Raw genomic sequence first — 25146 nt, forward strand, 5'->3', positions numbered from 1 at the left:
TTATCAGATTAAATATGCGCCAAAGATACGGCTAATTTTAAGGTTTTTAATTTTTGAAAAGAAATTTGAAGAAAAGATTAATCTTCAGGTGGATACCCGTGAATCTCTTCGAAAACTTCATCAAAATTGGTACGTAAATATGAATTTAATTTTTTGCGATAGTCTCCTTTCAACCACTCCACGAAGTTAAAGGTACTCTTACTGATACATTTGGTATACTTACCTATGCGATGATCAATATCGTCTCCTAACTCCTTCGCCAGAGCCAACGCGTCGTAAACATCTTCACTGTTTTCGATACAAATTTTAGCATGCTGGGCAATGGAACGTTCTAAAACAACTTTAGATGATTCCCCTGCTCTAACGGCACTTACATAACACTCCTGAATATCAAAATAAACCTCTTCAGAATTTGAGAACTTCTCCCGCAATTCATCCGGCATTTCATAGCGGAAATTACTTTCGAGCTCTTCATCACTCAATAAAGAATCCAAATAATAATTCGGTGATTTAAAAATACGCTGCCAATCTAAATTATCTCCCCACGGACCAAAACGATGAAAATTATTACCAAGATCGATTACCTGAAAGGTTTTTTTATTCTCTAAAACACGAGAACCTCTTCCTATCATTTGATAATATAACGTTAAGGATTTAGTTGCACGGTTTAAAATAATGCTCTCAACTGTGGGTTCATCAAACCCGGTGGTTAAAATACTTACCGAGGTTAAAATGGCATCAGGTGTTTTCTTGAACCATTTTAAGATCATGGCGCGCTCTTTCTTGGTATTTGTATTGTCTAAATGCGCTATTGGATATCCCGCACGTCTAAAAGTATCATAAACATGTAGCGACGTATTAATACCATTATTAAAGATCAGGGTCTTTTTACCTTTTGAACGCTCCTCGTAAGCCTGTAATAACTTTGAAAGCATATCGGAAGCCGTATACAGATCCTCTGATGATTTTACCGTATAATCACCATTAGCTCCTACAACCAAAGATGTAAGACCAACATTATAGGAATACATTTCTGCTCGAGCCAAAAATCCGTTCTCAATTAAAGATTCGATACTTTCACCTACGATAAGTTCATCATAATTATCAGTCATAGGTAATTCCATACTGGAACTTAGGGGTGTAGCCGTTACGCCAAGAATAAAGGATTTACTGAAAAACTTAAAGAGTTTTGTGAAGGAGTTGTAATGCGCCTCATCAATAATCACCAAACCAATATCTGAAATGTCCAGTTTATCATCATTTAAACGGTTGTTCAGGGTTTCTACCATCGCCACAAAGCAGCTGTATTCTCCCTGATCACTGAGATCTGCTTTACTATCTACAACCTTATTTACCACACCAAATTCAGTAAGCATGTTTGAAGTTTGCTTACAAAGCTCGATACGGTGGGTCATTACCAAAACCTTCTTTTGGTGATGTTTCAGGTATTGCCTAACAATCTCCGAGAAAATAACTGTTTTACCACCACCGGTAGGCAGTTGGTATAATAAATGGTAATCGTCCGGCGACTCTTCAAAGCTTTTGAATATCTTATTAATAGCGCCTTTCTGATAACTGTATAATTTTTTTCCTTCCTTGCGATCTTCGAGTTCTAAAGTAGAAATTTTGGACATGCTTGTGTTTTTCAGATTTGCAAAAATAACACCTTTTGAAGGTTTTAGACGATTATTTTGATGGAAAATTTTTATAGGAATAATTTCAGCATAGAATTATTCCATGTTGAAAAATGTTCAAAAATTAAAAAGTTATTCTTTTGTGATAACGATAGTGGCTTTAACACCTTCTGAAAGAGCCCACATATCAGATGCCAGGATATTACCGGAATCGTCGACAATTTGGAATTGGGCGGTGTTTGGAACAAGATATCCCTCGTTAATAGCTAAAAAGTCAAAAACATTCTGACCCTGCTTTAACTCAAATTCAAATCCACCATAAGCATTAGCTAATAATACGCGATACTCTAATATATTATCATTAACATAAACCCTTATCAGGTCTCCGTCTTGTTCCCCGTAATCCCGATACATAACACGAACATATTTCGATTTCGTTTTTATTTCACCAAAAAACTGGTCGGTTTTACTTCCTTTGGTTCCCAGATTTAGCTCACGCTTAATAGCATTACTTTTATTTTGAAAACGCTTTTCGAACAATTCTCCGGGATTTCCAAACTGTTCCTTAGGCAACATAGAAAATTCCTTTTTAGGCATTTCAAGTTTGGGAGCAATACTTGGAACATTCATCCCATTAAAATCACTGTTATCCTTTTTATTTAAATCTAAAGGTTTGATAACAATAACATCAGAGGAATCCTTTTTGCTTTCAACAGCAGGTATGGTTTTGCTTTTATTTTGATTTTCTACTTGAGAAAACCCTTTTCCAACAAAACATATTACAAATATGAATGGTAAAATTAATTTCATACAAGCTATTCGCCGTTAATTGAGTTCAAATATATTTATTAAAATTTCAAGATGGTAAACGACATCTTAATTTTAATAAGAAAATAACAAAAATCGTTCCCAATAGTTCAAAAATTGTGATTTCAATATAAAATGATTGAAATAAATGGGTTCTTTCCACCCTATTTTAGTTAAAAATGTGTTAAATACTACTTTGTAATGCATAGTACTGTAACAATTTTTATTCTTAGTCGTCTATCAAGTATAAAACAATCAAAAAATAACAGAAATCATGAGAACTTTACACAACAATCAGATAAGTGAAACATTTAAAACATCAAAAGCTTATCTATGGAATATCAAGAGACGTTACAGATAAGTAACCATTTAATTTAAGTACTAATCATCAAAAAACAACAGTAATTATGAGAACCCTTCACAACAATCAGATAAGTGAAACTTTCAAAGCATCGAAAGCTTATCAGTGGAACACAAAAAGACGTTACAGATAACACAACGTTTTAAGCCATAAAGCTTAACAGAACTCTAAAGACGTCACCGAAAAAGTGACGTCTTTTTTTTAAAAAATCAACGAAACAAACAACGAAAATGAAACCTTTAAAATCCATTTTACGACGTAGCGATACTTTATTTGGAGAAAATCTTTTTATCTCCAGACGTATTTTGATCAATAATTATACGCAAGCTACCACCTGGAAAGGTGCTAAACGCTATGCCCATTAACTAAAAGCGATGTCTGGTACTGTTTTTGTGTCTATTAAAAAGAACGCTAAAAACAATTCTTATGAGACACTCAAAACTTGTACCCTCGGTAAACGCAGGCTCTATGGCCGACATCGCTTTTTTATTACTTATTTTTTTCCTTGTAACCGCCTCTATTTCTTCTGATCAGGGAATAACCAGAATGCTCCCGAAAGACTGTCCCACCAATGATTGCGATGGCTTTATAGCCGAACGTAACATACTTCAAATCAACATCAACAATCAAAATGAAATTATGGTGAATAATGAGATCATTCCGCCAGAACAATTAAAAGATAAAGTGACATTTTTTGTTGACAATAATGGAGATAGCAGCTGTTCATATTGTCATGGAAAGCGAAACGAAAAACTTTCAGAAAATCCTGAAAAGGCTGTAATTTCAATTCAATATGGTAAAAAATCAAATTACAAAACCTTTATTTATGTTCAGGACGAAATCACGAAAGCATTTTATGAATTAAGATCTGAATACAGTGCTCATGTTTTAAATAAAAAACCGGAAGATCTTACAAAAGAAGACATGGAAACGGTTAAAAAAGCATATCCATTCAAAATTTCTGAGGCGAAAACGCGATAATAAAAATTTTAAAATTTAATACCCTCATAAGGTGTCCTTACAAATTCCGTAAGTGATACAAACTCTTTTTTTACCCCAATTACGAGCGGCATCGATGTCTTTACCCATAAAGATATCAATACGTTTTTTCCAACGGAAATGCATTTTATCTTTAACCCAATAGATCCCTTCAAGACCCTCAATTTTTACAGGTGTATTATGCGTTAACCCCAATTTTAATAGGTCTCGCGAAACGGCTATATACTTCTGTCCTGCTACCAAACTATCACCGAATGCCGTTAAATGCGGCTCATTGTCGGTTTGATATTCCAAAGCATTATAGGCCGTGGCAATGACATCCAGACTTTCCCAGTGATATTCCACTTCAAAAGATTTTGTGTTTTCCTTGCAACTCAAAAAAAGCATTACAAAAAGAACAGATATAAACCGGATGCGTAAAAACATAATATCAATAATTTAGAATCTCCAGCAAGGCAGATTCAAAACGGTTTTTGGCCAGATACCTATCCTCCAAAGCTTTGGCGAAAGGAATAGGCGTTTCTAAACTTCCCACCCGTTTCACAGGGGCATCCAGATATTCAAAACAATGTTCCATGATCATGGCAGAAATATCGCTGGAAACACTTCCAAATAGGGAATCTTCATTAAGAATAATGGCTTTTGAGGTCTTTTTAACCGAATTGAAAATAGATTCCTTATCCAATGGTTGAAGCGTTCTCAGATCGATAAGATCTGCTGATATTTCAGGATGTTGGTCTAAAACCTCTAAAGCCCAATGAACCCCTGCACCATAGGTAATGATACTTACGTCGGTTCCTGAAGAAATTATTGAAGCCTTTCCAAAAGGCAGCGTGTAATAATCTTGAGGAACTTCCTGTCGAATACTTCGGTATAATGCCTTATGTTCAAAAAATAAAACGGGGTTCGGGTCATTTATGGCTGTGTTCAACAAACCTTTGGCATCATAAGGAAAAGCCGGGTAAACCACTTTTAAACCGGGTGTTTTAGTAAACCAGGCCTCATTGGTTTGTGAGTGGAACGGCCCTGCTCCTACGCCTGCACCACAGGGCATCCGGATAACCACATCCGCTTCCTGTTGCCAACGATAGTATGATTTGGCCAAATAATTAACAATTGGATTGAATCCGGAACTCACAAAATCACCAAATTGCATTTCAATTATACTTTTTATCCCGGCAATACTCAATCCCATACCGGCCTCAACAATAGCAGATTCACAGATCGGTGTGTTACGAACGCGGTCTTTTCCAAACCATTCAACAAATTGCTCTGTAATTTTAAAAGCACCACCGTATTCCGCAATATCCTGCCCCATCAATACCAGATCTTCATGCCGCTCCATACTTTGTTTTAAGCTTTCGGAAATCGCATCTATAAACCGGATTTCTCTTAACTCTTCTTTACTGTTAATTTCTTGATATTCAAATGTTTTAAATACATCATTTAATTGATCTGTTTCACTAGAGTCTATATCATTTTCGTCAAAAGCTGTAGCTAAATTTTCATTGATCTCATGAGTTATTGCAGCTTTAATCTCAGATATTTTTTCATCGTTCAAAATAGCTTTCTCCACTAAAAACCGCTCGAAATTATCTACCGGATCTTTTTGCTCCCAGGCTTTCATTAAGTCTTCAGGAACATACTTCGTACCACTAGCCTCTTCATGACCGCGCCTTCTAAAAGTTTTAAATTCCACTAAAACCGGGTGAGGATTATCACGAATACTTTCTGCAATACGACTTATCGTGTTGTAAACCTCTAAAATATTATTTCCATCAATAATATGAGATTCCATACCGTAACCTAAACCACGATCGGCTATATGGTCGCATCGGTATTGCTCATTTGTTGGGGTTGATAAACCATAACCATTGTTTTCTACACAAAAAAGTACCGGTAATTGCCAAACGGATGCTACGTTTAAAGCTTCATGGAAATCGCCTTCACTGGTACCCCCTTCGCCGGTAAATACCGCAGTAACGTGCTTTTTGTCTTTTAATTTTGAAGCTAAAGCAATACCATCAGCCACACCTAATTGCGGACCTAGATGCGAGATCATTCCTACGATCTTGAATTCCTGTGTACCAAAATGAAAAGAACGGTCCCGGCCCTTTGTAAATCCGGAAGCTTTACCTTGCCATTGCGCGAAAAGTCGGTGTAAAGGAATTTCCCGAGATGTAAAAACGCCTAGATTCCTATGCATAGGTAAAATATATTCCTCTTTTTGCAAAGCCATTGTAACGCCTACGGCTATAGCCTCCTGGCCAATTCCGGAAAACCATTTACTTATTTTTCCCTGTCGCAGGAGAATAAGCATCTTCTCCTCTATCATTCTGGGTTTTAGAAGGTTTTTATAAAGGGAAATTAAAAATTCTGGTTGTAGCCCTTCAGTTTGAAAATCAATAGGGTTTGTTTGGGTTTGTTGACTCATAAATTTGATTATCTACTTCAATCAAAGATACCATAAAAAGTGGAATCCCGAAGTTTAATCTATGACCTTTGTTATAGCAGTATCTTAGCAATGTTTTTGTACATTTGTATTTGCAGATATTTTAAAATAAGTAATAATGAATAGTATTCCCAGCGTAGATTTAAAAGATTTTATTTCGAATGACCCATCCAAAAAACAAGCCTTTGTTGATGCCATCGGAAAAGCCTATGAAGAGATTGGTTTTGTTGCCTTAAAAGGACATTTCTTAGATGATGCTTTAGTTGAACGCTTATATGGCGAGGTTAAAAAATTCTTTGATCTTCCTCTTGAAACCAAACAGAAATATGAAATTCCGGGCATTGGTGGTCAAAGAGGCTACGTTTCTTTCGGAAAAGAGAGTGCTAAAGGAAAAAAGGAAGGCGATCTTAAGGAATTCTGGCATTTCGGTCAGTATGTTGAAGATAATCCGAAATTAAAAAATGAATATCCTGATAATGTAATTGTTGAAGAATTGCCTGAATTTAATGAAGTTGGCAAAGAAGCCTATAAAATGCTGGAGAAAACAGCCAAATTTGTGCTTAGAGCTTTAGCTATTCATTTAGATCTTGAAGAAAACTACTTTGATGAATACATCCATAACGGAAATTCAATTTTAAGACCGATTCATTATCCTCCAATTACGGAAGAGCCTAAGGAAGCTGTTCGAGCGGCAGCTCATGGCGACATCAACTTAATAACCCTATTGATGGGTGCTCAGGGTCGTGGTTTACAAGTTCAAAATCATAAAGGTGAATGGATCGATGCCATCGCCGAACCTGATGAACTCATGATCAATGTTGGCGATATGCTGTCTCGCCATACCAATAACCAATTGAAATCTACTATTCACCGGGTGATAAATCCACCTAAAGACCTTTGGGGAACCTCTCGCTACTCCATTCCTTTTTTCATGCATCCTATTAGCGACATGAAATTAAATGTTCTGGAGAATTGTATAGATGAGGATCATCCCAAATTATACGAGGACATTACAGCAGGCGAATTTTTAAATGAACGTCTCATGGAGCTCGGATTGATCAAAAAATAGAGAATGGATTTAAAAGATCAACTTAAACAACTATTTCCAGAGCACGAGGTACCGGAATCAGAAGACCAGAATGCTGAGCAATCGGATATTTGGCTTCAGGATGAGCCGATAATCTGTAAATATGAAAAGCGCAAAGGAAAGCCTATTACCATTTTAGAGGGATATAATGGCGCTCAGGAGGATTTCAAGATCCTGGCCAAGGATATAAAAACCACTCTTGGTGTTGGTGGTAGTTTTAAAAATGAAAAAATAATCATCCAGGGCGATTACCGGGATAAGATCATGGAAATCTTGAAAGATAAGGGGTTTCGTGTAAAACGCGTTGGAGGATAACACTATGGCTAAAAGACCCCTTCACATCACTAATGGCAGCGTTCTAACCGCTCGTTTGGAGGAACTTCAATTTTCAGGGGATATGCTGACATGGCAGGAAATGTTATGTGAAGGACCTACCATTGAAACTATAGATTCTCCTGAATTTATAAAGCTTAGAAAAGGGTTTTTTAGTAAGTTTTATGACATTGAACTAAATACTGCAGAAATTAAGAAAGCTCTTAAAAAAATGGAAAATCCTGAAAAATATTCTGAAATAAATCTGTGGTTTGAATACGATCTTTTCTGCCATATGAATATGATCGGCGTTATAGCTTTAATTCAACAAAAAAAGATCAAATTACCCATTTACCTCATTACCAGCGGCCGGGTTCGCGGTAGTAAAAATTTAAAAGCCTTAACCGAGCTAACCGATAATCAACTTTTTAGTCACTTTGATAAAAAAGTGAAATTAACACCAAAGGATATCGATATGGTATTATCCATTTGGGGAATCTATTGTGGTAAAGACCATAATCTTCTAAAACCGTTCATAGTTACCAATTCTACATTTAAATATCTAAGCAACTGTTTGAAGGCTCATCTGGAGCGCTTTCCAAATACCTTCACGGGTTTAAACCGTTTGGAAAATAATATACTTACTATCATTCGTGATCATACTATAAAATCGCGAAATCACCTTTTGGGCTATGCCTTGAATTACCAGGGATATTATGGTTATGGCGATCTGCAAATGAATCGAATTATCGAAAAACTAAGTATATTTTTTAATGAAAAAGAAGACCTCATTTCTTTAAACAGAAAAGGTCACGAGGCCTTACTGGGGCAGCACAATTTTTCCGAAGAAATTAATAATAATACGCCTTTTGGCGGGGTGAATAAACTGGATTTCCAGTTCAATACGCATGAAAATAAACTTGTAAAAACCGTTTCCTAATGGCTATACAACCCTCTGAACTCATTTTAAATCCGGATGGCAGTGTTTATCACCTCAATCTTAAACCGGAAAATATTGCTCATAATATCATTTTTGTGGGCGATCAAAACAGGGTCCCCAAAGTTTCAAAGCATTTTGATTCTATTCGTTTTAAAACTGAAAAGCGGGAATTTGTAACGCATACCGGGTCTTACAAAGGCAAAGAAATTACAGTTATATCTACAGGCATCGGCCCGGATAATATTGATATTGTAATGAATGAACTGGATGCTCTGGTAAATATTGATCTTGAAACCCGCTTACCCAAAGAAAACCTAACAAGTTTGAATATTGTGCGGGTTGGAACTTCCGGGGCACTGCACCAAGATGTCCCTGTTGATGCTTTCGTTTTGAGTTCTTTTGGGTTGGATATCAACGGCATGCTTCACTCCTATAAAACAGAATCCATTCAACATCCTGACATTGAAGATGCTTTTATAAAACATACCCGGTGGGATGAAAATAAAGCGCGTCCACTCATCGTGAAGAATAGTTCATTATTAGAAAATAAATTTGAAAGTGCTTTGACACACAAAGGACTTACCATAACCGCCGGTGGTTTTTACGGTCCTCAAGGTCGCGTTTTACGTCTGAAACTCCGCGATCCCGAGTTAATTAACAAGATTGCTTCATTCAGTTTTAAAGGTATTCATTCTACAAATTTTGAAATGGAAACTTCGGCTATTTATGGTTTATCGCAACTTTTAGGGCATCATGCGCTTTCATTAAACGCGATTATTGCAAATCGAGCGAGTGGTACATTTAGCGCTGATCCCGGCCAAACCATTGAAAACCTGATAACCTATACTTTGGATAGGTTTTAAATTCCTAATATTAATCATGACACAAATTACAATTGGAGGCGTTCCTGAACATTTTAATTTGCCATGGCATTTGGCCCAAAGCAATAAAGCCTTTGAAAAGCAAAATATCGATCTCAAATGGATAGATTATCCAGGAGGTACCGGAGATATGTGTGAGGCTTTAAGAACGGGTGATATAGATGTTGCCATCATTCTTACCGAAGGGATCATCAAAGATATTGTTAACGGAAATCCTAGTAAAATCATCCAAACGTATGTGCAGTCGCCTTTAGTTTGGGGTATCCATGTAGCGCATGATTCATCATACAGAACTGTTGATGATCTGAAAGGAACAACAGCCGCTATAAGCCGCATGGGTTCAGGATCGCATTTAATGGCATATATCAACGCCGAACAAAATGATTGGGATATTGAAACGGACTTAAAATTCAATACGATTCAAAATATTGAGGGTGCGCTTCATGGTTTTGAGAATGGAACCGTAGATTATTTCCTCTGGGAGAAATTTATGACCAAACCTTTTGTTGATAGTGGTCAATTGCGTCGAATTGGTAATTGCCTTTCCCCCTGGCCTTGTTTTGTAATCGCTGCAAACCAAAACATGATCGAGAGAGAGCCTGAAGCACTAAAAGACTTACTCAGAATAATTAATGAACATTCTCAGGATTTTAAATCAATAGATCATATTGAAAAAGTTATTTCCGAATCCTATAATTTAGAAATTGAAGATGTTGAGGATTGGTTAAAAATAACAGAATGGTCACAATCTCTTTTAGACGAACCTACAATTCAAAAGGCGCAAAAGCATTTATATAAATTAAAGATTATCCCTGAAATTTTTGAATACGAAGCACTTACAGCCTCCCTTTAAACCCTTATTTCAAATAAAAATTAACAAAGCATTAAAATATTTTTTTTCTTAAAAACATATATTTGTCCAAATCTCAAAACCACTATTGCAATGAAATATCTTTTAAGCATTCTTACAATTCTCTTGTTTGCGTCATGTAAACCAGATGCCACCGTAGATTATGTAGTTATTTCCGGTAAAATTACAAACCCCGGAAATGGCGAGCTTACTATAAATACTTACGACCGATCATTCAGAGAAGCACTTGACCTTTCAGATGAAGGTGATTTTATAGACACCCTTTATGTAAAATCGCCGTCTTATGTGCTTTACGATGGTCAACATCCTATTTTTTTGCATTTAGAACCTGGTTATAATTTGAATATTAGCTACGATAATGCTGACTTCGACAATACTTTAAGCATAACAGGAACAGGGGCTGAGGCTAATAATTACCTGAGAACAAAAAAGACCTTGACCAGTGAGAATTTTGGCAGTAGCAAGGATGCTTATTCTATGAGCGAAGCTGATTTTAAAGCAAAAGCGGAAAAGTTAAAAACATCTCAAGATTCTCTATTGAACGCTACAGATGGTTTATCTGAAGATTTTAAAACCAAGGAAAAGCGTAATATTAATTATGCCTATTTGAATATGTTGATGAACTATGAAGAGGCGCACCAGTATTATACCAATAACCCTGAATTCTCAGTATCAGAGGGTTTTTTGGATGAAGCTGATTCCATCGATTATACCAATGAAGAAGATTACCTGTACTCCAATGACTATCAAAGTATGGTAGGCTCCTATTACATGAATAAAAGTAAGGCTTTAGCGAAAAAGGATTCCATTGAAAATGATATGGCTTACATCAAAACGGTTGGAGCGATCGAAAGTGATACCATTAAAAATAGTTTACTATTTGACTTTGCTAATTTCAATATAAATTACACCAAAGATCTTGATGCCTTCTATAAGTCGTTTATGGCAAATTCAACAAATGATGATTATAAGAAGATCATCACAGATAAATACAACGAATTACAAATATTAAATCCAGGAAATCCTTCTCCAAAATTTGTTGATTATGAAAATTATGCAGGAGGAACTACCTCGTTAGACGACCTTAAAGGTAAATATGTTTACGTTGATGTTTGGGCCACCTGGTGTGGACCTTGCAAACGTGAAATTCCATTTTTAAAGGAAGTAGAAAAACAATATCATGGAAAGAACATTGCTTTTGTAAGCGTTTCTATCGACAAGCAAGAGGATCATGATGCCTGGAAAGCTATGGTTGAAGACAAAGATTTAGGCGGTATTCAGTTGTTTGCAGATAACGATTGGAAATCAAAATTTGTAAACGATTATAAAATTCAGGGTATCCCAAGATTTATTTTAATAGATCCTGAGGGTAATATCGTTGATGCTACTGCACCAAGACCTTCTAATCCTGAACTCATTTCCTTATTTAATGAATTGAATATTTAATTGAAATACACATAAAAAAAAGCCCGCTTCGTATCGGGCTTTTTTTATTACTTTCTTTTTAATTATCTTCCTTCGGTTCCTCCTGTGGCAATTGTTGAGGTTGTTCAAAAAGATCTAAATAGGCCTTACCCATGTATTCGATAACATGAGTCGCCGTTAAACTTTGATAGCCATAATCTTCAATAGTGATATCAGCAGCCTTTCCATGTAGATACACCCCGAATATTGCAGCCGCTAGAGCACTATAACTTTGAGCAATTAATCCGGTAATAATTCCGGTTAGTACATCACCGCTTCCTGCCGTTGCCAAACCAGGATTGCCTGTAGTGTTTATATATATTTTTTCCTGAAAAACGGTAATGGTATTCGCTCCTTTGATCACCACTACAGCATGGTATTTTTTTGAAAAGGATTTTACTTTTTCAAGTTTTTCAAAATCATCAGACCAGGTTCCAATGAGGCGCTCTAATTCCTTGGGATGTGGTGTTAAAACAGAATGTATCGGCAACAATTTTAAAAGTGCTTTATTCTTAGAAAGTAAATTTATGGCGTCCGCATCAATAACAAGTGGCGTTTTATTGTTTTTTAAAAAAGCTTCAAATGCATCCAGTGTATTCGGGCTTGTTCCCAATCCCATGCCCATTCCAATAACGGTAGGTTTCAAATCAAATGAGATCTCGGTAATTTCATTTTCATCCCGGTCTGTTAGTACCATTGCTTCCGGAAATGAAGATTGCAAAGGTATGTAACCGCACTTAGGCACATAAGCAGACACTAAGCCTGATCCCGCTGATAATGCAGCCCTACTGGATAGAATCACCGCTCCTATTTTACCATAGCTACCTCCTATGATAAGCGTATGTCCAAAAGTCCCTTTATGAGAAAATTTATCCCGAGGCATGTATAATGGTAAAACCTCATGTTTTCCTATGAGATCAGCTTCTGTTTTTGTCGACATTAAATACTCCTGATCCAAACCAATATCCAAAACTTCCCATTGTGCAGTATATTTCGCCGTTTCTGGCAAAAAGAACACCAATTTAGGAGAAGCAAAACTTAGCGTGTAACCTGCCCATACCACAGCATCCTCATCTTTAACAGGTTGATCCAGAAATAGTCCGGAAGGCACATCAATAGATAAAGTAAAAGCCTTAGTTTTTCTAAAATGGATAAACAAATCCTTCACCCAATCAGGAACAGGTCGGTTCAAACCAATACCAAAAACAGCATCAACAATGATATCTTCTTGATTAATTTCAGGAAAAGCTTCATTATCCTCGAGTACTACCGGCCAGGTTTTTGTCATCGATTTCACTTTGTCATAATTGATCAAAAAATCTTTCGAACGTTTATGACTGTAGTTTACAATGTAAGTGGTAACATGATAACCATGAGAAATTAAATGTTGTGTTAGAACGAGGCCATCTCCTCCATTATTTCCAATGCCACAAAAAACATGAATAGGCACTTGTGCACCTTGTAAACGCAAATGCATCCAATTAAAAATCTGACTTCCGGCACGGTCCATAAGTTCTGTAGAAGTAATATCTTGTTTTTTAATGGTTTGTTGGTCAGCTTCGTAAATTTGCTCTCTTGAAAAAAGTTTCATGAAATTTTCGATTATTGATTTTTCAATTCTTTGGACTTAAAGTGGCATTTTTTCTATAAAAATCAAGCGTACATAAGAATCCTGCAAAAAAATACCACAAGTTTTTTTATTAGGTTAAAAGTAATACTTTTGAAGGGTAATAAATAGTAATCATGTATCAATCAAACAGTAATAAGAGCTTTTCTTTTCCTTTTTTCTCAGAAGGAACCGCTGTTTCTTTGGTAGCTACTGCAACGACTACTACCCTTTGGGGTTGCTAATTACATTTCCTACAGGCCATTTTTGTGATTTTTTAAATCACCTTTTCATTACTTATTTTATCAACTTACAATTCATTAAAACATGAACGTTTTAAAATTTGGAGGAACCTCAGTCGGATCTTCAAAAATTATCAATAAAGTTATTGGCATACTTGAAAAATATGCCCAACAGGAAGCCGTGATTTGTGTTGTTTCAGCCGTTGGCGGTATAACAGATAAATTACTATTTGCAGGAAGGCAAGCCCAAAGTAAAGACGCCCAATACACAGAAACATTTGAAGCAATTAAAGGCATCCATTTCGACATAATCAAAGAACTCAATGAGAAGCCATCTGAGATTTTGTTAGATACTGTTCAAAACATATTGGACGACTTCAAAAGTCTATTAGATGGTATTTATCTCATCAACGAATTATCGCCTAAAACATCAGACAAACTCCTTAGTTATGGTGAAAAACTATCATCATTTATTATAGCTGAAACCCTTATAAACAGGGGAATTTCCGCTGCGCGGAAGAATACACAGGAACTCATTATAACCAATTCAAACTTCACAAAAGCCGAAGTAGATTACAGCATTAGCAATCAACTGATCCGCGATTATTTTAAAACTTCAGAAGAATCAATTACTATTCTTCCCGGATTTATTGCCAGATCGCGGCATGGCGAAGATACGACGCTCGGTCGCGGTGGCTCTGATTTTACCGCAGCCATTGTTGCAGCTGCGCTCCAGGTTAAAACATTGGAAATCTGGACCGACGTTAGTGGTATGTTCACCACCAACCCAAAATTGGTAAAACAGGCCTACCCAATTAAAAGCATTTCGTATCAGGAGGCTATGGAATTATCACATTTCGGTGCCAAGGTGTTGTATCCGCCTACAGTACAGCCGGTTCTGGATCTCAATATTCCGATCCATATTAAGAATACTATGGATCCCGAAGCAGAAGGAACTATTATTTCTAATGAAGCTACCAATGGCTCCAAACCTGTAAAAGGCATTAGCAACATTGGTAATATTGCGTTGTTGACTTTGCAAGGTAGCGGTATGATAGGAATTCCGGGGTTTTCAAAACGTTTGTTTGAAACCTTATCGCAGGAGAAGATTAATGTAATCCTGATCACCCAGGCATCATCCGAGCATTCTATTTGTTTAGGGATTGAAGCGCATGAGGCGGAACGCGCAAAAATAGCCATAGACCATACTTTTGAATATGAAATTGCCTGGCATAAAATTGAACCTTTAACCGTAGAAACGGGTCTGTCTATTGTTGCTTTGGTTGGGGATAATATGAAAAATCATCAGGGTTTAAGCGGAAAAATGTTTAGTGCTTTGGGTAGAAACAACGTTAATATTCGAGCCATAGCGCAAGGTGCCTCAGAAAAGAATATTTCCGTGGTTATTGCAGAAAGAGACGTTAAAAAAGCTTTGAACACCCTGCATGAGCAGTTCTTTGAAACAAAAACAAAACAATTGAATGTGTTCATAACAGGAGTTGGAAATGTTGGCGAACGTTTAGTTGAGCAAATTAAAGCGCAAAAGAAATATTTGAAAGATAACTTAAAGATCAATTTGCGGATCGCCGGATTATCAAATTCAAGAACCATGATCTTTGATGAAGATGGTCTGGACCTCAATAATTGGAAAAACCAATTAGCCTCCGGTGAAAAAGCCAGTTTAAATGGTTTTTTTGATACCGTGAAAAAATTAAACTTACGTAATAGTATATTCGTTGATATTACCGCTAATGCAGACGTTGCAGCAACCTATCCTGATTACCTGCGAGAAAGTATCGGCGTGGTGGCTTGTAATAAAATTGCATGCTCCAGCGATATTGAGCATTATAACCTGCTAAAGCGATTAAGTTTAAAATACAATGCACCATTTTTATTTGAAACGAATGTGGGCGCCGGATTACCGGTTATAGACACCTTAAATAATTTAATCGCTTCAGGCGATAAGATAACTTCTATACAAGCGGTGTTATCCGGAAGTTTGAACTTTGTTTTCAATCATTTTAATGCAGAAACCAGGTTTTACGATGTTGTAAAACAGGCTGCTGCCGAAGGTTATACAGAACCCGATCCAAGAATCGATCTCAGTGGCGTTGATGTTGCTCGAAAAATCTTAATTTTGGCTCGCGAAGCCGGCGTTGAAATGAATTTAGAAGATATCGAAAACAAATCCTTTTTATCAGCATCGGGACTGAAAAGTGATTCCGTTGAAGATTTTTATGAAACGCTTATCAAAGATGAAGCACACTATCAAAAATTGTATGCTTCGGCTGCTTCGAAAAATTGCCAATTGAAGTATGTAGCTAAGTTTGATCATGGTAAAGCCAGTGTTGGTTTGGAGGAAATTCCGCAAGGACATCCATTTTATAACCTGGAAGGAAAGGATAATATCGTGATGTTTTACACCATTCGTTATCCTGAACAACCGATGATTATTAAAGGTGCCGGCGCGGGTGCCGATGTTACAGCTTCTGGCCTATTTGCAGATATCATTAGAATTGGAAATAATTAAACATGGATAGTATCAAAATATTGGCGCCTGCAACGGTTGCAAATGTATCTTGTGGTTATGATGTTTTAGGCTTTTGTCTGGATCAGGTTGGTGATGAGATGATCATTAGAAAAGTAGAAAAAAAAGGTATTTTTATTTCGAAGATCGAAGGGTTTGATCTGCCCTACGATACCGCATTGAATGTTGCGGGTGTTTCTGCTTTGGAAATGTATAATCATATTGATGTTGATTTCGGATTCGAAATTGAGATCTATAAAAAGATTAAACCCGGCAGTGGTATCGGTAGTTCCGCTGCTAGTGCTGTTGGAAGTGTATTTGGTATGAATGAACTTCTTGGAAGACCTTTCAACAAAACCCAACTTACTACTTTTGCCATAAAAGGTGAAGCCATTGCCAGTAAATGTGAACATGCCGACAATTTGGCTCCGGCTATTTTTGGCGGATTTACTTTAGTTAAAAGTATCGCTCCTGTTCAAGTATTAGAAATTCCCACACCTCCAAATTTATATGCAACTGTTGTGCATCCGCAAATTGAGATAAAAACGTCTGAAGCACGCGCTATTTTACCACCAGAAATCCCTATGGATAAAGCCATTACACAATGGGCCAACGTTGGAAGCTTGGTTCACGCTTTACATACCAACGACTATCAATTAATAAAAGATTCTTTGGTTGATGTCGTTGTGGAGCCTTATCGAAGTAAATTAATTCCACATTTTGAGTCTGTTAAAAAAGCAGTAGTTGATAGTGGCGCCCTCGGTTGTGGGATCTCCGGCTCCGGTCCTTCAATATTTAGCTTGAGCGAAGGTCCTGAAAATGCGAAGAACGCAGCAGAAGCGATTAGGTCTATTTTTTCAAAAACCGATATTGCTTTTGATATTTATGTTGGAAAAATTAATACTGAAGGTGTAAAAATATTAAAAGGCTAATGAAGTATTACTCGTTAAATAATAAAGCGCCAAAAGCCACATTTAAAGAAGCGGTTATTAAGGGTTTAGCTCCTGATAAAGGACTTTATTTTCCTGAAAATATTACCCCATTACCAACAGGATTTTGGGCTAATATTGATGATTTTTCCAATGAAGAAATTGCTTTTGAAGCCATCAAACAATTCGTAAGTCCTGATATACCTGAAAAAGAACTCAAACGTATCATCGAAGAAACTTTAGCTTTTGATTTTCCGGTGGTTCCTTTAAGTAACCAGGTTTCAACGCTGGAGTTATTCCACGGGCCCACCATGGCTTTTAAAGATGTTGGTGCGCGTTTCATGGCACGTTGTCTGGGATATTTCAATAAAAATAATGAAAACGAGGTCACCGTTTTGGTTGCTACTTCAGGTGATACCGGTGGTGCCGTAGCCAACGGATTTCTAGGTGTTAAAGGCGTGAATGTTGTTATTCTATATCCTGGCGGAAAAGTGAGTGATATTCAGGAAAAGCAGCTTACAACCTTAGGACAGAACATTAAAGCCCTGGAGGTAGATGGCACTTTTGACGATTGTCAAACCATGGTAAAACAGGCTTTTCTGGATGAGGATCTCACAAGTATAATGGCTCTGACTTCTGCCAACTCAATAAACGTGGCGCGTTGGTTACCGCAGATGTTCTATTTTATGTTCGCTTACAAAGCTTTACACAAAAAACATAAAGACCTCGTGTTTTCTGTTCCCAGCGGTAACTTTGGTAATATTTGTGCCGGTATGATGGCCCAAAAGTTGGGTATGCCTGTGAGTCATTTTATAGCATCAAATAATGTCAATAATGTGGTAACCCGTTATTTACTATCTCAACTTTACGAACCAAAACCTGCAATTCCAACCATTAGTAATGCCATGGATGTTGGGGCGCCAAGTAATTTTATCCGCATTCAGGAAATTTATAAGAATAATTTCGAAATCCTGAAACATCATTTAAGTTCCTTCAGTTTTTCAGATGAAGAAACAAAGGCAGCGATGCTCGAACTTTACAAAGATTATCATTACGTAGCCGATCCACACGGTGCCGTAGGGTATTTGGGTTGCAAAGCCTATTTAAAGAATCATCCTGAAGTCCATACGGTATTTTTAGAAACGGCGCATCCCACAAAATTCTTGGATGTTGTTGAAGAAGTCATTGCTGATAAACAAGAACTTCCTGAGCAAATTCAAGCGGTTATGGGCAGAGAAAAGGTCGCCACTTCCATGACGGCATACGAAGATTTAAAAGCCTTTTTATTAGACTAAGTTTTAACAAACCTTTTATCCCTTCCGCGAAAGCGGTATTATAAATTTTCAATACATTTGCGCAACTTGATCACACATTAAAAAAACGCGTAAATGAAAAACACCGCTTTAACTAAAACTCATGAAGCTCTGGGAGCCAAAATGGTACCTTTTGCAGGTTACAATATGCCTGTGCAATATGAAGGCGTAAACATAGAACACGAAACTGTTAGAAATGCTGTAGGCGTGTTTGATGTATCGCATATGGGTGAGTTTTTAATTGAAGGTGAACACGCATTAGATCTTATTCAACGGGTATCTAGTAATGATGCTTCTAAACTTAGTATCGGCGAGGCTCAATATTCTTGTTTGCCTAACGATGAGGGCGGTATCGTTGACGACTTGATTATTTACAAGATTAAGGACGAGCAATATTTACTTGTTGTAAATGCCAGTAACATAGAAAAAGACTGGAACTGGCTGGAATCTAAAAATGCTGTTGGAGCCACCATGCGAAATATAAGCGATGATTATTCGTTATTAGCTATACAAGGCCCTAAGGCCGTGGAAGCCATTCAACCTCTAACCAGTCACGACTTATCGGCCATTAAATTCTACAATTTTATTGTTGGCGATTTTGCAGGTATCGAACATGTGATCATTTCAGCAACAGGTTATACCGGTAGTGGTGGTTTTGAAATTTATTGCAAAAACAGCGATGTACAACAGGTTTGGGATAAGGTATTAGAGGCCGGAGCAGATTTTGGTATTAAGCCCATTGGTTTAGCCGCACGGGATACGCTTCGTCTTGAAATGGGTTATTGCTTGTACGGTAACGATATTGACGATACTACGTCTCCTATTGAGGCCGGTTTAGGTTGGATTACAAAATTTACCAAAGAATTTACCAATTCTGAAGCTTTAAAGGCTGAAAAAGAAGCCAGTCCAAAAAGAAAACTTATCGCTTTTGAATTAAACGAACGGGGAATTCCAAGACATGGTTACCCGATTGTTGATGGCAACAATGAGCCTATTGGTGAAGTTACCTCTGGAACTATGAGTCCGTCTTTGGGTAAAGGTATTGGTCTGGGTTATGTAAACACGGCACATTGTGGTATTGGAAATACTATAAATATTCAAATTAGAAATAAAACTATTCCGGCGACCATCGTAAAACTACCATTTTACAAAAAATAAAATAGCATCCGATTCATGTCAAAACAGACGAACGACCGTAAGCATAACATCTTAATTATTGGAGCTAGCGGATTCCTTGGTTCAGCTATTTACAAAGAACTTTGCGCCTATTTTAACACCTTCGGAACTTACAATCGCTCGAATACGGCTCTGGAGAAGAATCACCATTTCTTTCAATACAATATTGAAGAAGATGATATTTATGAAATTCTGGATATTACAAAACCCACAATAATCATTTCAGCCCTTCGAGGTGATTTTTCTAAACAGGTACTCCTCCACCAGCATTTAGCAGAATATGTTTTTTCGAATAAAATAAAATTACTGTTCCTATCCTCGGCCAATGTGTTTGATGCTTACAGCAAATACCCGAGTTATGAAGATGATAAAACATTAAGTAATAGTGTGTATGGGCATTTCAAAATCAAAATTGAGAATATGTTGATGCGATTGCCCAAAAGGCAAATTGCCATTTTAAGATTACCCATGGTTTTTGGTGCGCATTCTCCCCGAATTACGGAGATCATAGAACATATAAAAACTCAGGAACCTATCGAAGTATTTCCAAACCTTATCATGAATGTTACGAATGATTCAAAGGTAACGCAGCAAATTCACTACATTATAAATCGTAAAAAATCCGGGATCTTTCATTTGGGAAGTACCGATTTGGTGCACCACGACGATTTCATTAAGGAAATCACTGAATCATTAAATTTGGAGCAACAAGCAATTTACAAACGGGTTTACACTACAAATGACGACCGGTATTTGGCTGTACTCCCTAAATGCAACAAACTACCGAAACATTTACAATTAAACAGTCAGGATATTTTAACAGAATTAAAAATATAAGTAATTTTAAAAAACGAATTTTTCTTATGGATAAATTATCAAACACCGACATTGAAAAAAAATTACTGCGTTATCCGGATTGGGATTATTTCGATGATGCTTTGCACGCAGAATTTGAATTTGAGAATTTTAAAGATTGCTTTAGTGCGATGAGCCGCATTGCTTTTGAATGTGAAGCTCAGAATCATCATCCAAATTGGACGAACGTTTACAATGTTCTAACAATTTCACTTTCTACACATGATGCAGGTGGTGTAACGGATAAAGATTTTAAACTTATTGAAGCCATTGAGGCTATTGTAGAACCAGAAGAATAAGTTTATTTTTGTGACCTGTTAATACATTTTTAGTTCCGCTTTCGCGGAAGGATTAAAAACTATTTTATTATGGGAAGAGCTTTTGAGTTCAGAAAAGCACGAAAAATGAAGCGGTGGTCGGCCATGAGTAAGGCCTTTACGCGTATTGGAAAAGATATTGTAATGGCCGTAAAAGAAGGTGGTCCCGATCCCGATACGAATTCCCGCCTGCGCGCTGTGATCCAAAATGCCAAGGCGGTAAATATGCCTAAAGATAATATCGAACGTGCCATTAAGCGTGCAAGTGATAAAAGTTTAGGTGATTATAAAGAAGTTATTTTTGAAGGTTATGCACCGCATGGTATTGCTGTTCTTGTAGAAACCGCTACCGACAATAATACCCGAACCGTTGCAAATGTTCGGAGTTATTTTAATAAATGTGATGGTAGTTTAGGAACATCAGGGTCCGTGGTTTTTATGTTCGACCATACTTGTAATTTTAGAATTCCTGCGGAAGGGATCGACCCTGAGGAGCTGGAATTAGAATTAATAGATTTTGGTGCTGAAGAAGTTTTTGTTGATGATGACGGTATATTAATATATGCCCCTTTTGAAAGTTTCGGAGCTATTCAGTCCGAATTAGAATCACGCGGTATTGAAATTTTGTCTTCCGGTTTTGAACGCATTCCGCAAGTCACTAAAACACTAACACCTGAAGAAGCCGAAGATGTAGAAAAACTTCTTGAAAAGCTCGAGGAGGATGACGATGTTCAAAACGTGTATCACACCATGGAAGAATCTACGGATTAAAAAAATAAAAGCGCTGATAGCGCTTTTTTTTTATTCTTTATTTCTTACATAAATAAGTTTGAAACGGCCGCTGGATTGCTGGTCTCGCTGTTCCAACTCAAAATGCTCATCTAAAGACTTGAATAATGGTGTGAGTTTAGCAAAACCAAAATTACGTGAATCAAAATTAGGTTGCTTTTTTAAGATTAATGAACCCACATCTCCAAGAAACGCCCAGCCATCATCATCGGCAGCAGCGTTTACTGAGCTTTTCAAAAGCCGAATCGTTTTAGGCGTAATGTTATATAAATTTTCCTTTTTAGAACTACTACCCTTTTCCTCTTTACCATCACCATCTGATTTCAAAATCTCCAAATAAATAAATTTATCGCAGGCTACGATGAATGGATCCGGAGTTTTCTTTTCTCCCATACCGTAAACAGCCAACCCGGCCTCACGTAACCGCGTGGCTAATTTGGTAAAATCACTATCGGACGACACCAGGAAAAACCCGTTAACTTTCTGGGAGTATAAAATATCCATAGCATCAATAATCATCGCTGAATCCGTGGCATTTTTTCCTGTGGTATATCCGTATTGCTGAATGGGCGTAATAGCGTGTTCCAGCAAGATCTTTTTCCATTTAGACAAATGTGGTTTGGTCCAGTCCCCATAAATACGTTTTATGGTGGGTGTACCATACTTTGTAACTTCTTCCAACATTTCAGAAATGTACTTTGAAGGAATATTATCGCCATCAATTAAAACGGCAAGTTTAGTGTCTTTTATCATATCGGTAAAGGTAGGGATTAAATATCAAAGGTTGAAGCTCTAAAATGCACTATAAAACAGAGATTTAGTATCAATTTTAACAATTTTTAAGAAATTATATTTTTCGACAATGCCTATTTTTAGCGTTGACTAACTTTCAATTATTAAATAATATTTTAAAACCAATTTAAAAATGACGTCAAAATCACCAAAGGCACTTTACATTTTTAGTTTTTTCCTTTCGTTGTCATTGTTGCTGAGTCCCTCTAATGTTGAAGCTCAGCGTAAACGTAAAGACAAGAAAAAAGATGATGTTGAGGCCAAAACGCCAGCCCCGAAAAAAGACAAATCCATTGCTGATCTTACCAAATCAAGTAAGAAAATGGATGGTCTCTTTACCATTTATCAAGATACCATAACCGGATCACTTAAAATGGTGATATCCAAAGATCAATTGGATAAGGAATACATCTATTTTAGTCAGATTGCCGATGGTGTTATGGATGCCGGACGCATTATCAGAGGATCATATAGAGGTTCCAAAGTATTTAAAGTTCAAAAGTATTTCAACAAAATTGAATTTATTACTCAAAATACTTCATTCTATTTCGACCCTGAAAACCCTTTATCAAAATCCAAGGATGCGAATATGAGCGAGGGCAATATGGCCAGTATAAAAATTGAAGCATTTGATGAAGATAAAGGCCTTTACCTCATTGAAGCCGATGATCTCTTTTTGGCAGAAACCCTATCCCAGATCAAAAGTCCGTCGCGGCCGGGTAGTTCTCCAATGTCGTTTAAATTGGGAAGTTTAAGCAAATCGAAATCCAAAATTTTAGCGATCAAAAATTATCCTGAAAACACCAATATGGAAGTAGAATACGTGTATTCTTCACCTTCTATTCTAAATGGAGGTTCAAATGCCGTGGCCGATGGAAGAAATGTAAGTATCAAAGTATTTCACAGTTTAATGGAAATGCCTGATAACGATTATGAAGTGCGCTTTGATGACCAGCGTGTTGGGTTTTTCACAGAACAAATTGACGACCAAACAAGCACCAGTTCTACGCCTTTCAGAGACCTTATTCACCGTTGGAACTTAAAAAAGAAAGACCCTAATGCTGAAATCTCCGAACCTGTAAAACCAATTACATGGTGGATTGAAAATACGACACCTTATGAATGGCGTGAAACCATCAAAGAGGGTGTTTTACAATGGAATAAAGCCTTCGAAAAGGCCGGATTTAAAAATGCTATGGCCGTGAAAGTGCAACCTGATGATGCCGACTGGGATGCCGGCGACATTCGCTATAATGTATTGCGTTGGGTATCTTCTCCAGATCCGGCATATGGTGGATACGGACCAAGTTTTGTGAACCCAAAAACCGGGGAAATTTTAGGTGCAGATATCATGTTAGAGTTTGTTCATTTTACAAACCGTGTACTTTATGATAAATTATATAATAATGTGGGCATGGAAGCTGATGAAGAGCCCATTATGAACGATATGAAATTTTGTTCTTTGGGAAGCGAAATACATCAAGAACTTATGTTCGCCGATGCTGTGGTGAGTGCCACAGGAGCTGATGATTTTGAAATGGAAAAAATCAGAAAGCAATCGATGTTGGCTTTGATCATGCATGAAGTTGGACACACCTTAGGACTTTATCACAATATGAAGGCCAGTCAGTTGTTTTCACCTGAGCAATTAGAAGATCCTGAATTTATTAAAGGAAAATGTTTAACAGCTTCTGTAATGGATTATGCCGCGCTAAACATTACACGAGACAGAAGTAAACAAGGTCAGTATGATGATGTTAGTGTTGGACCTTATGATATCTGGGCTATCCGTTGCGGCTATACCCCTTTTAAAACTGAAGCTGAGCGTCAGGCTCTGCTAAGTGAATCCACCAAACCTGAGCATATTTTTGGTAATGATGCCGATGATATGCGCTCACCAGGAAAAGCTATTGATCCAAGAGTTAACACCGGCGATCAATCAAACGATCAGATCACCTGGTCTGTTGATAGAATTGGATTGGCAAATGACCTGATGAAAACTGCGAAAGAGAACTTTTCGAAGGAAGGTGAGTTTTATGAGGAATTGCGTCGTGTATTTTACATTTTAAATGCGCAGAAAGCAGGTGCTGCAAATACCATTTCAAGATTTATCGGAGGTGTTTATGTGAATCGAGATCTTGTTGGTCAGGAAAATGCAACGCAACCTTATACCCCTGTGAGTTTAGAAGATCAAAAAAGAGCTATGAAAGCTTTAAGTGATCATATCTTTGCACCGGACGCCTTTGATGCGCCAAACGATCTATATAATTATTTAGCTCAGGAGCGCCGTGGATTTAATTTCTTTAGAGGACCTGAAGATCCTAAAATTCACAGTATGGCCCTAGGTTATCAAACACGTGTTTTGGATCATTTGTTACACCCGAATACCTTACAGCGTATAACTGATTCAGAATTATATGGAAACGCGTATAGTTTATCCTCATTTATGACAGATTTGAATGATGCCATTTTCAAAAAGGACATTTATGGAAATGTGAATGATTTTAGACAAAATCTGCAATTGGCCTACACCAACATGTTAGTAGATATGTTAACCGGTAAAGATGCCGAAAAATATACCTACAATGCAAAATCGATGGCCTTATACAATTTGAAAACTATTCGCAATATGGCAGGCTCAACTGGGAATATTGCTTCTAAAGCACATAAACAGCATTTAAGAACCTTGATTGATAACGCGATTAAGGAAGTTAAGTAATAATTACCCTTTTTAAAATCAAAAAGCTACTTCAAATGAAGTAGCTTTTTTGCTTTTCATAGCATGTTTCTTT

At 37.0% G+C, this 25146-nt stretch carries 22 protein-coding genes; 16 read left to right on the forward strand and 6 right to left on the reverse strand.

Features of this window, described 5'->3' with window-relative positions; translation table 11 throughout:
- Positions 1-77: 77 nt before the first annotated feature.
- A complete protein-coding gene (locus tag ABD682_RS12960) occupies positions 78-1634 on the reverse strand; it encodes a DEAD/DEAH box helicase (RefSeq protein ID WP_344741926.1) in 1557 nt (518 codons plus the stop codon).
- Between the two features lie 132 nt (positions 1635-1766).
- Positions 1767-2444, reverse strand: a complete 678-nt coding sequence (locus ABD682_RS12965; protein ID WP_344741928.1) for a hypothetical protein — start codon at positions 2442-2444, stop codon at positions 1767-1769.
- A 588-nt stretch (positions 2445-3032) separates the two neighbouring features.
- Between ABD682_RS12965 and ABD682_RS12970 the strand changes: the two genes are divergently transcribed.
- Both ABD682_RS12970 and ABD682_RS12975 read left to right on the forward strand, forming a co-directional pair.
- The gene (locus ABD682_RS12970; RefSeq protein WP_344741929.1) at positions 3033-3167 is read left to right on the forward strand and encodes a hypothetical protein; all 135 of its coding nucleotides are present in this window, start codon (positions 3033-3035) and stop codon (positions 3165-3167) included.
- A 61-nt stretch (positions 3168-3228) separates the two neighbouring features.
- Complete coding sequence (locus tag ABD682_RS12975; protein WP_344741931.1) at positions 3229-3783, forward strand: ExbD/TolR family protein; 555 nt, start codon at positions 3229-3231, stop codon at positions 3781-3783.
- Positions 3784-3807: 24 nt separating this feature from the next.
- Here ABD682_RS12975 and ABD682_RS12980 read toward each other — a convergent pair whose 3' ends face one another.
- Both ABD682_RS12980 and ABD682_RS12985 read right to left on the reverse strand, forming a co-directional pair.
- Positions 3808-4227 carry a 3D domain-containing protein gene (locus tag ABD682_RS12980; RefSeq protein ID WP_344741932.1) on the reverse strand — a complete coding sequence of 140 codons (420 nt, stop codon included), beginning with the start codon at positions 4225-4227 and terminating at the stop codon, positions 3808-3810.
- A gap of 4 nt (positions 4228-4231) precedes the next feature.
- A complete protein-coding gene (locus ABD682_RS12985; protein WP_344741934.1) occupies positions 4232-6235 on the reverse strand; it encodes an alpha-ketoacid dehydrogenase subunit alpha/beta in 2004 nt (667 codons plus the stop codon).
- Between the two features lie 136 nt (positions 6236-6371).
- On the opposite strand from ABD682_RS12985, the gene ABD682_RS12990 reads away from it, so the two are divergent.
- From ABD682_RS12990 to ABD682_RS13015, 6 genes are all read left to right on the forward strand, one after another.
- Positions 6372-7322, forward strand: coding sequence for an isopenicillin N synthase family dioxygenase (locus ABD682_RS12990; protein WP_344741935.1), 951 nt, complete (start codon positions 6372-6374; stop codon positions 7320-7322).
- Between the two features lie 3 nt (positions 7323-7325).
- On the forward strand, positions 7326-7655 hold the full coding sequence (locus tag ABD682_RS12995; protein WP_344741937.1) for a translation initiation factor: 330 nt from the start codon (positions 7326-7328) through the stop codon (positions 7653-7655).
- Between the two features lie 4 nt (positions 7656-7659).
- A complete protein-coding gene (locus tag ABD682_RS13000) occupies positions 7660-8592 on the forward strand; it encodes a DUF1835 domain-containing protein (RefSeq protein WP_344741938.1) in 933 nt (310 codons plus the stop codon).
- Positions 8592-9455 (forward strand): nucleoside phosphorylase, encoded by an 864-nt coding sequence (locus tag ABD682_RS13005; protein WP_344741939.1) that lies wholly within the window; start codon positions 8592-8594, stop codon positions 9453-9455. Before ABD682_RS13000 ends, ABD682_RS13005 begins: the two co-directional genes overlap by 1 nt.
- A 16-nt stretch (positions 9456-9471) precedes the next feature.
- Entirely contained in the window at positions 9472-10326 is an 855-nt protein-coding gene (locus tag ABD682_RS13010) for a substrate-binding domain-containing protein (RefSeq protein ID WP_344741941.1), read from the forward strand.
- Positions 10327-10416: 90 nt separating this feature from the next.
- Positions 10417-11790, forward strand: a complete 1374-nt coding sequence (locus ABD682_RS13015; RefSeq protein WP_344741943.1) for a TlpA family protein disulfide reductase — start codon at positions 10417-10419, stop codon at positions 11788-11790.
- Between the two features lie 58 nt (positions 11791-11848).
- On the opposite strand, the gene ABD682_RS13020 is transcribed toward ABD682_RS13015, so the two are convergent.
- Positions 11849-13399: an NAD(P)H-hydrate dehydratase gene (locus ABD682_RS13020; protein ID WP_344741945.1), complete on the reverse strand. Its 1551-nt coding sequence runs from the start codon at positions 13397-13399 to the stop codon at positions 11849-11851.
- A gap of 342 nt (positions 13400-13741) precedes the next feature.
- Here ABD682_RS13020 and thrA point away from each other — a divergent pair, with 342 nt between their 5' ends.
- The 7 genes from thrA (at position 13742) to ABD682_RS13055 (ending at position 21544) form a co-directional block, all read left to right on the forward strand.
- On the forward strand, positions 13742-16186 hold the full coding sequence (gene thrA, locus ABD682_RS13025; protein ID WP_344741947.1) for a bifunctional aspartate kinase/homoserine dehydrogenase I: 2445 nt from the start codon (positions 13742-13744) through the stop codon (positions 16184-16186).
- A gap of 2 nt (positions 16187-16188) precedes the next feature.
- A complete protein-coding gene (locus tag ABD682_RS13030) occupies positions 16189-17115 on the forward strand; it encodes a homoserine kinase (protein WP_344741948.1) in 927 nt (308 codons plus the stop codon).
- Complete coding sequence (thrC, locus tag ABD682_RS13035; protein ID WP_344741951.1) at positions 17115-18407, forward strand: threonine synthase; 1293 nt, start codon at positions 17115-17117, stop codon at positions 18405-18407. Before ABD682_RS13030 ends, thrC begins: the two co-directional genes overlap by 1 nt.
- 93 nt (positions 18408-18500) lie before the next feature.
- Entirely contained in the window at positions 18501-19583 is a 1083-nt protein-coding gene (gcvT, locus tag ABD682_RS13040) for a glycine cleavage system aminomethyltransferase GcvT (protein ID WP_344741953.1), read from the forward strand.
- Between the two features lie 15 nt (positions 19584-19598).
- On the forward strand, positions 19599-20438 hold the full coding sequence (locus ABD682_RS13045; protein ID WP_344741955.1) for a sugar nucleotide-binding protein: 840 nt from the start codon (positions 19599-19601) through the stop codon (positions 20436-20438).
- Between the two features lie 26 nt (positions 20439-20464).
- On the forward strand, positions 20465-20755 hold the full coding sequence (locus ABD682_RS13050) for a 4a-hydroxytetrahydrobiopterin dehydratase (protein WP_344741956.1): 291 nt from the start codon (positions 20465-20467) through the stop codon (positions 20753-20755).
- A 69-nt stretch (positions 20756-20824) separates the two neighbouring features.
- On the forward strand, positions 20825-21544 hold the full coding sequence (locus tag ABD682_RS13055; protein ID WP_344741957.1) for a YebC/PmpR family DNA-binding transcriptional regulator: 720 nt from the start codon (positions 20825-20827) through the stop codon (positions 21542-21544).
- Between the two features lie 30 nt (positions 21545-21574).
- Here the strand turns inward: ABD682_RS13055 and ABD682_RS13060 are convergent, their stop codons facing one another.
- Positions 21575-22315 carry an NYN domain-containing protein gene (locus tag ABD682_RS13060; RefSeq protein WP_344741958.1) on the reverse strand — a complete coding sequence of 247 codons (741 nt, stop codon included), beginning with the start codon at positions 22313-22315 and terminating at the stop codon, positions 21575-21577.
- A 172-nt stretch (positions 22316-22487) separates the two neighbouring features.
- Between ABD682_RS13060 and ABD682_RS13065 the strand changes: the two genes are divergently transcribed.
- Positions 22488-25073, forward strand: a complete 2586-nt coding sequence (locus ABD682_RS13065; RefSeq protein WP_344741960.1) for a zinc-dependent metalloprotease — start codon at positions 22488-22490, stop codon at positions 25071-25073.
- Positions 25074-25146 lie beyond the last annotated feature (73 nt).

It is taken from the genome of Gaetbulibacter aestuarii (assembly GCF_039537665.1).
GTDB lineage: Bacteria > Bacteroidota > Bacteroidia > Flavobacteriales > Flavobacteriaceae > Gaetbulibacter_A > Gaetbulibacter_A aestuarii.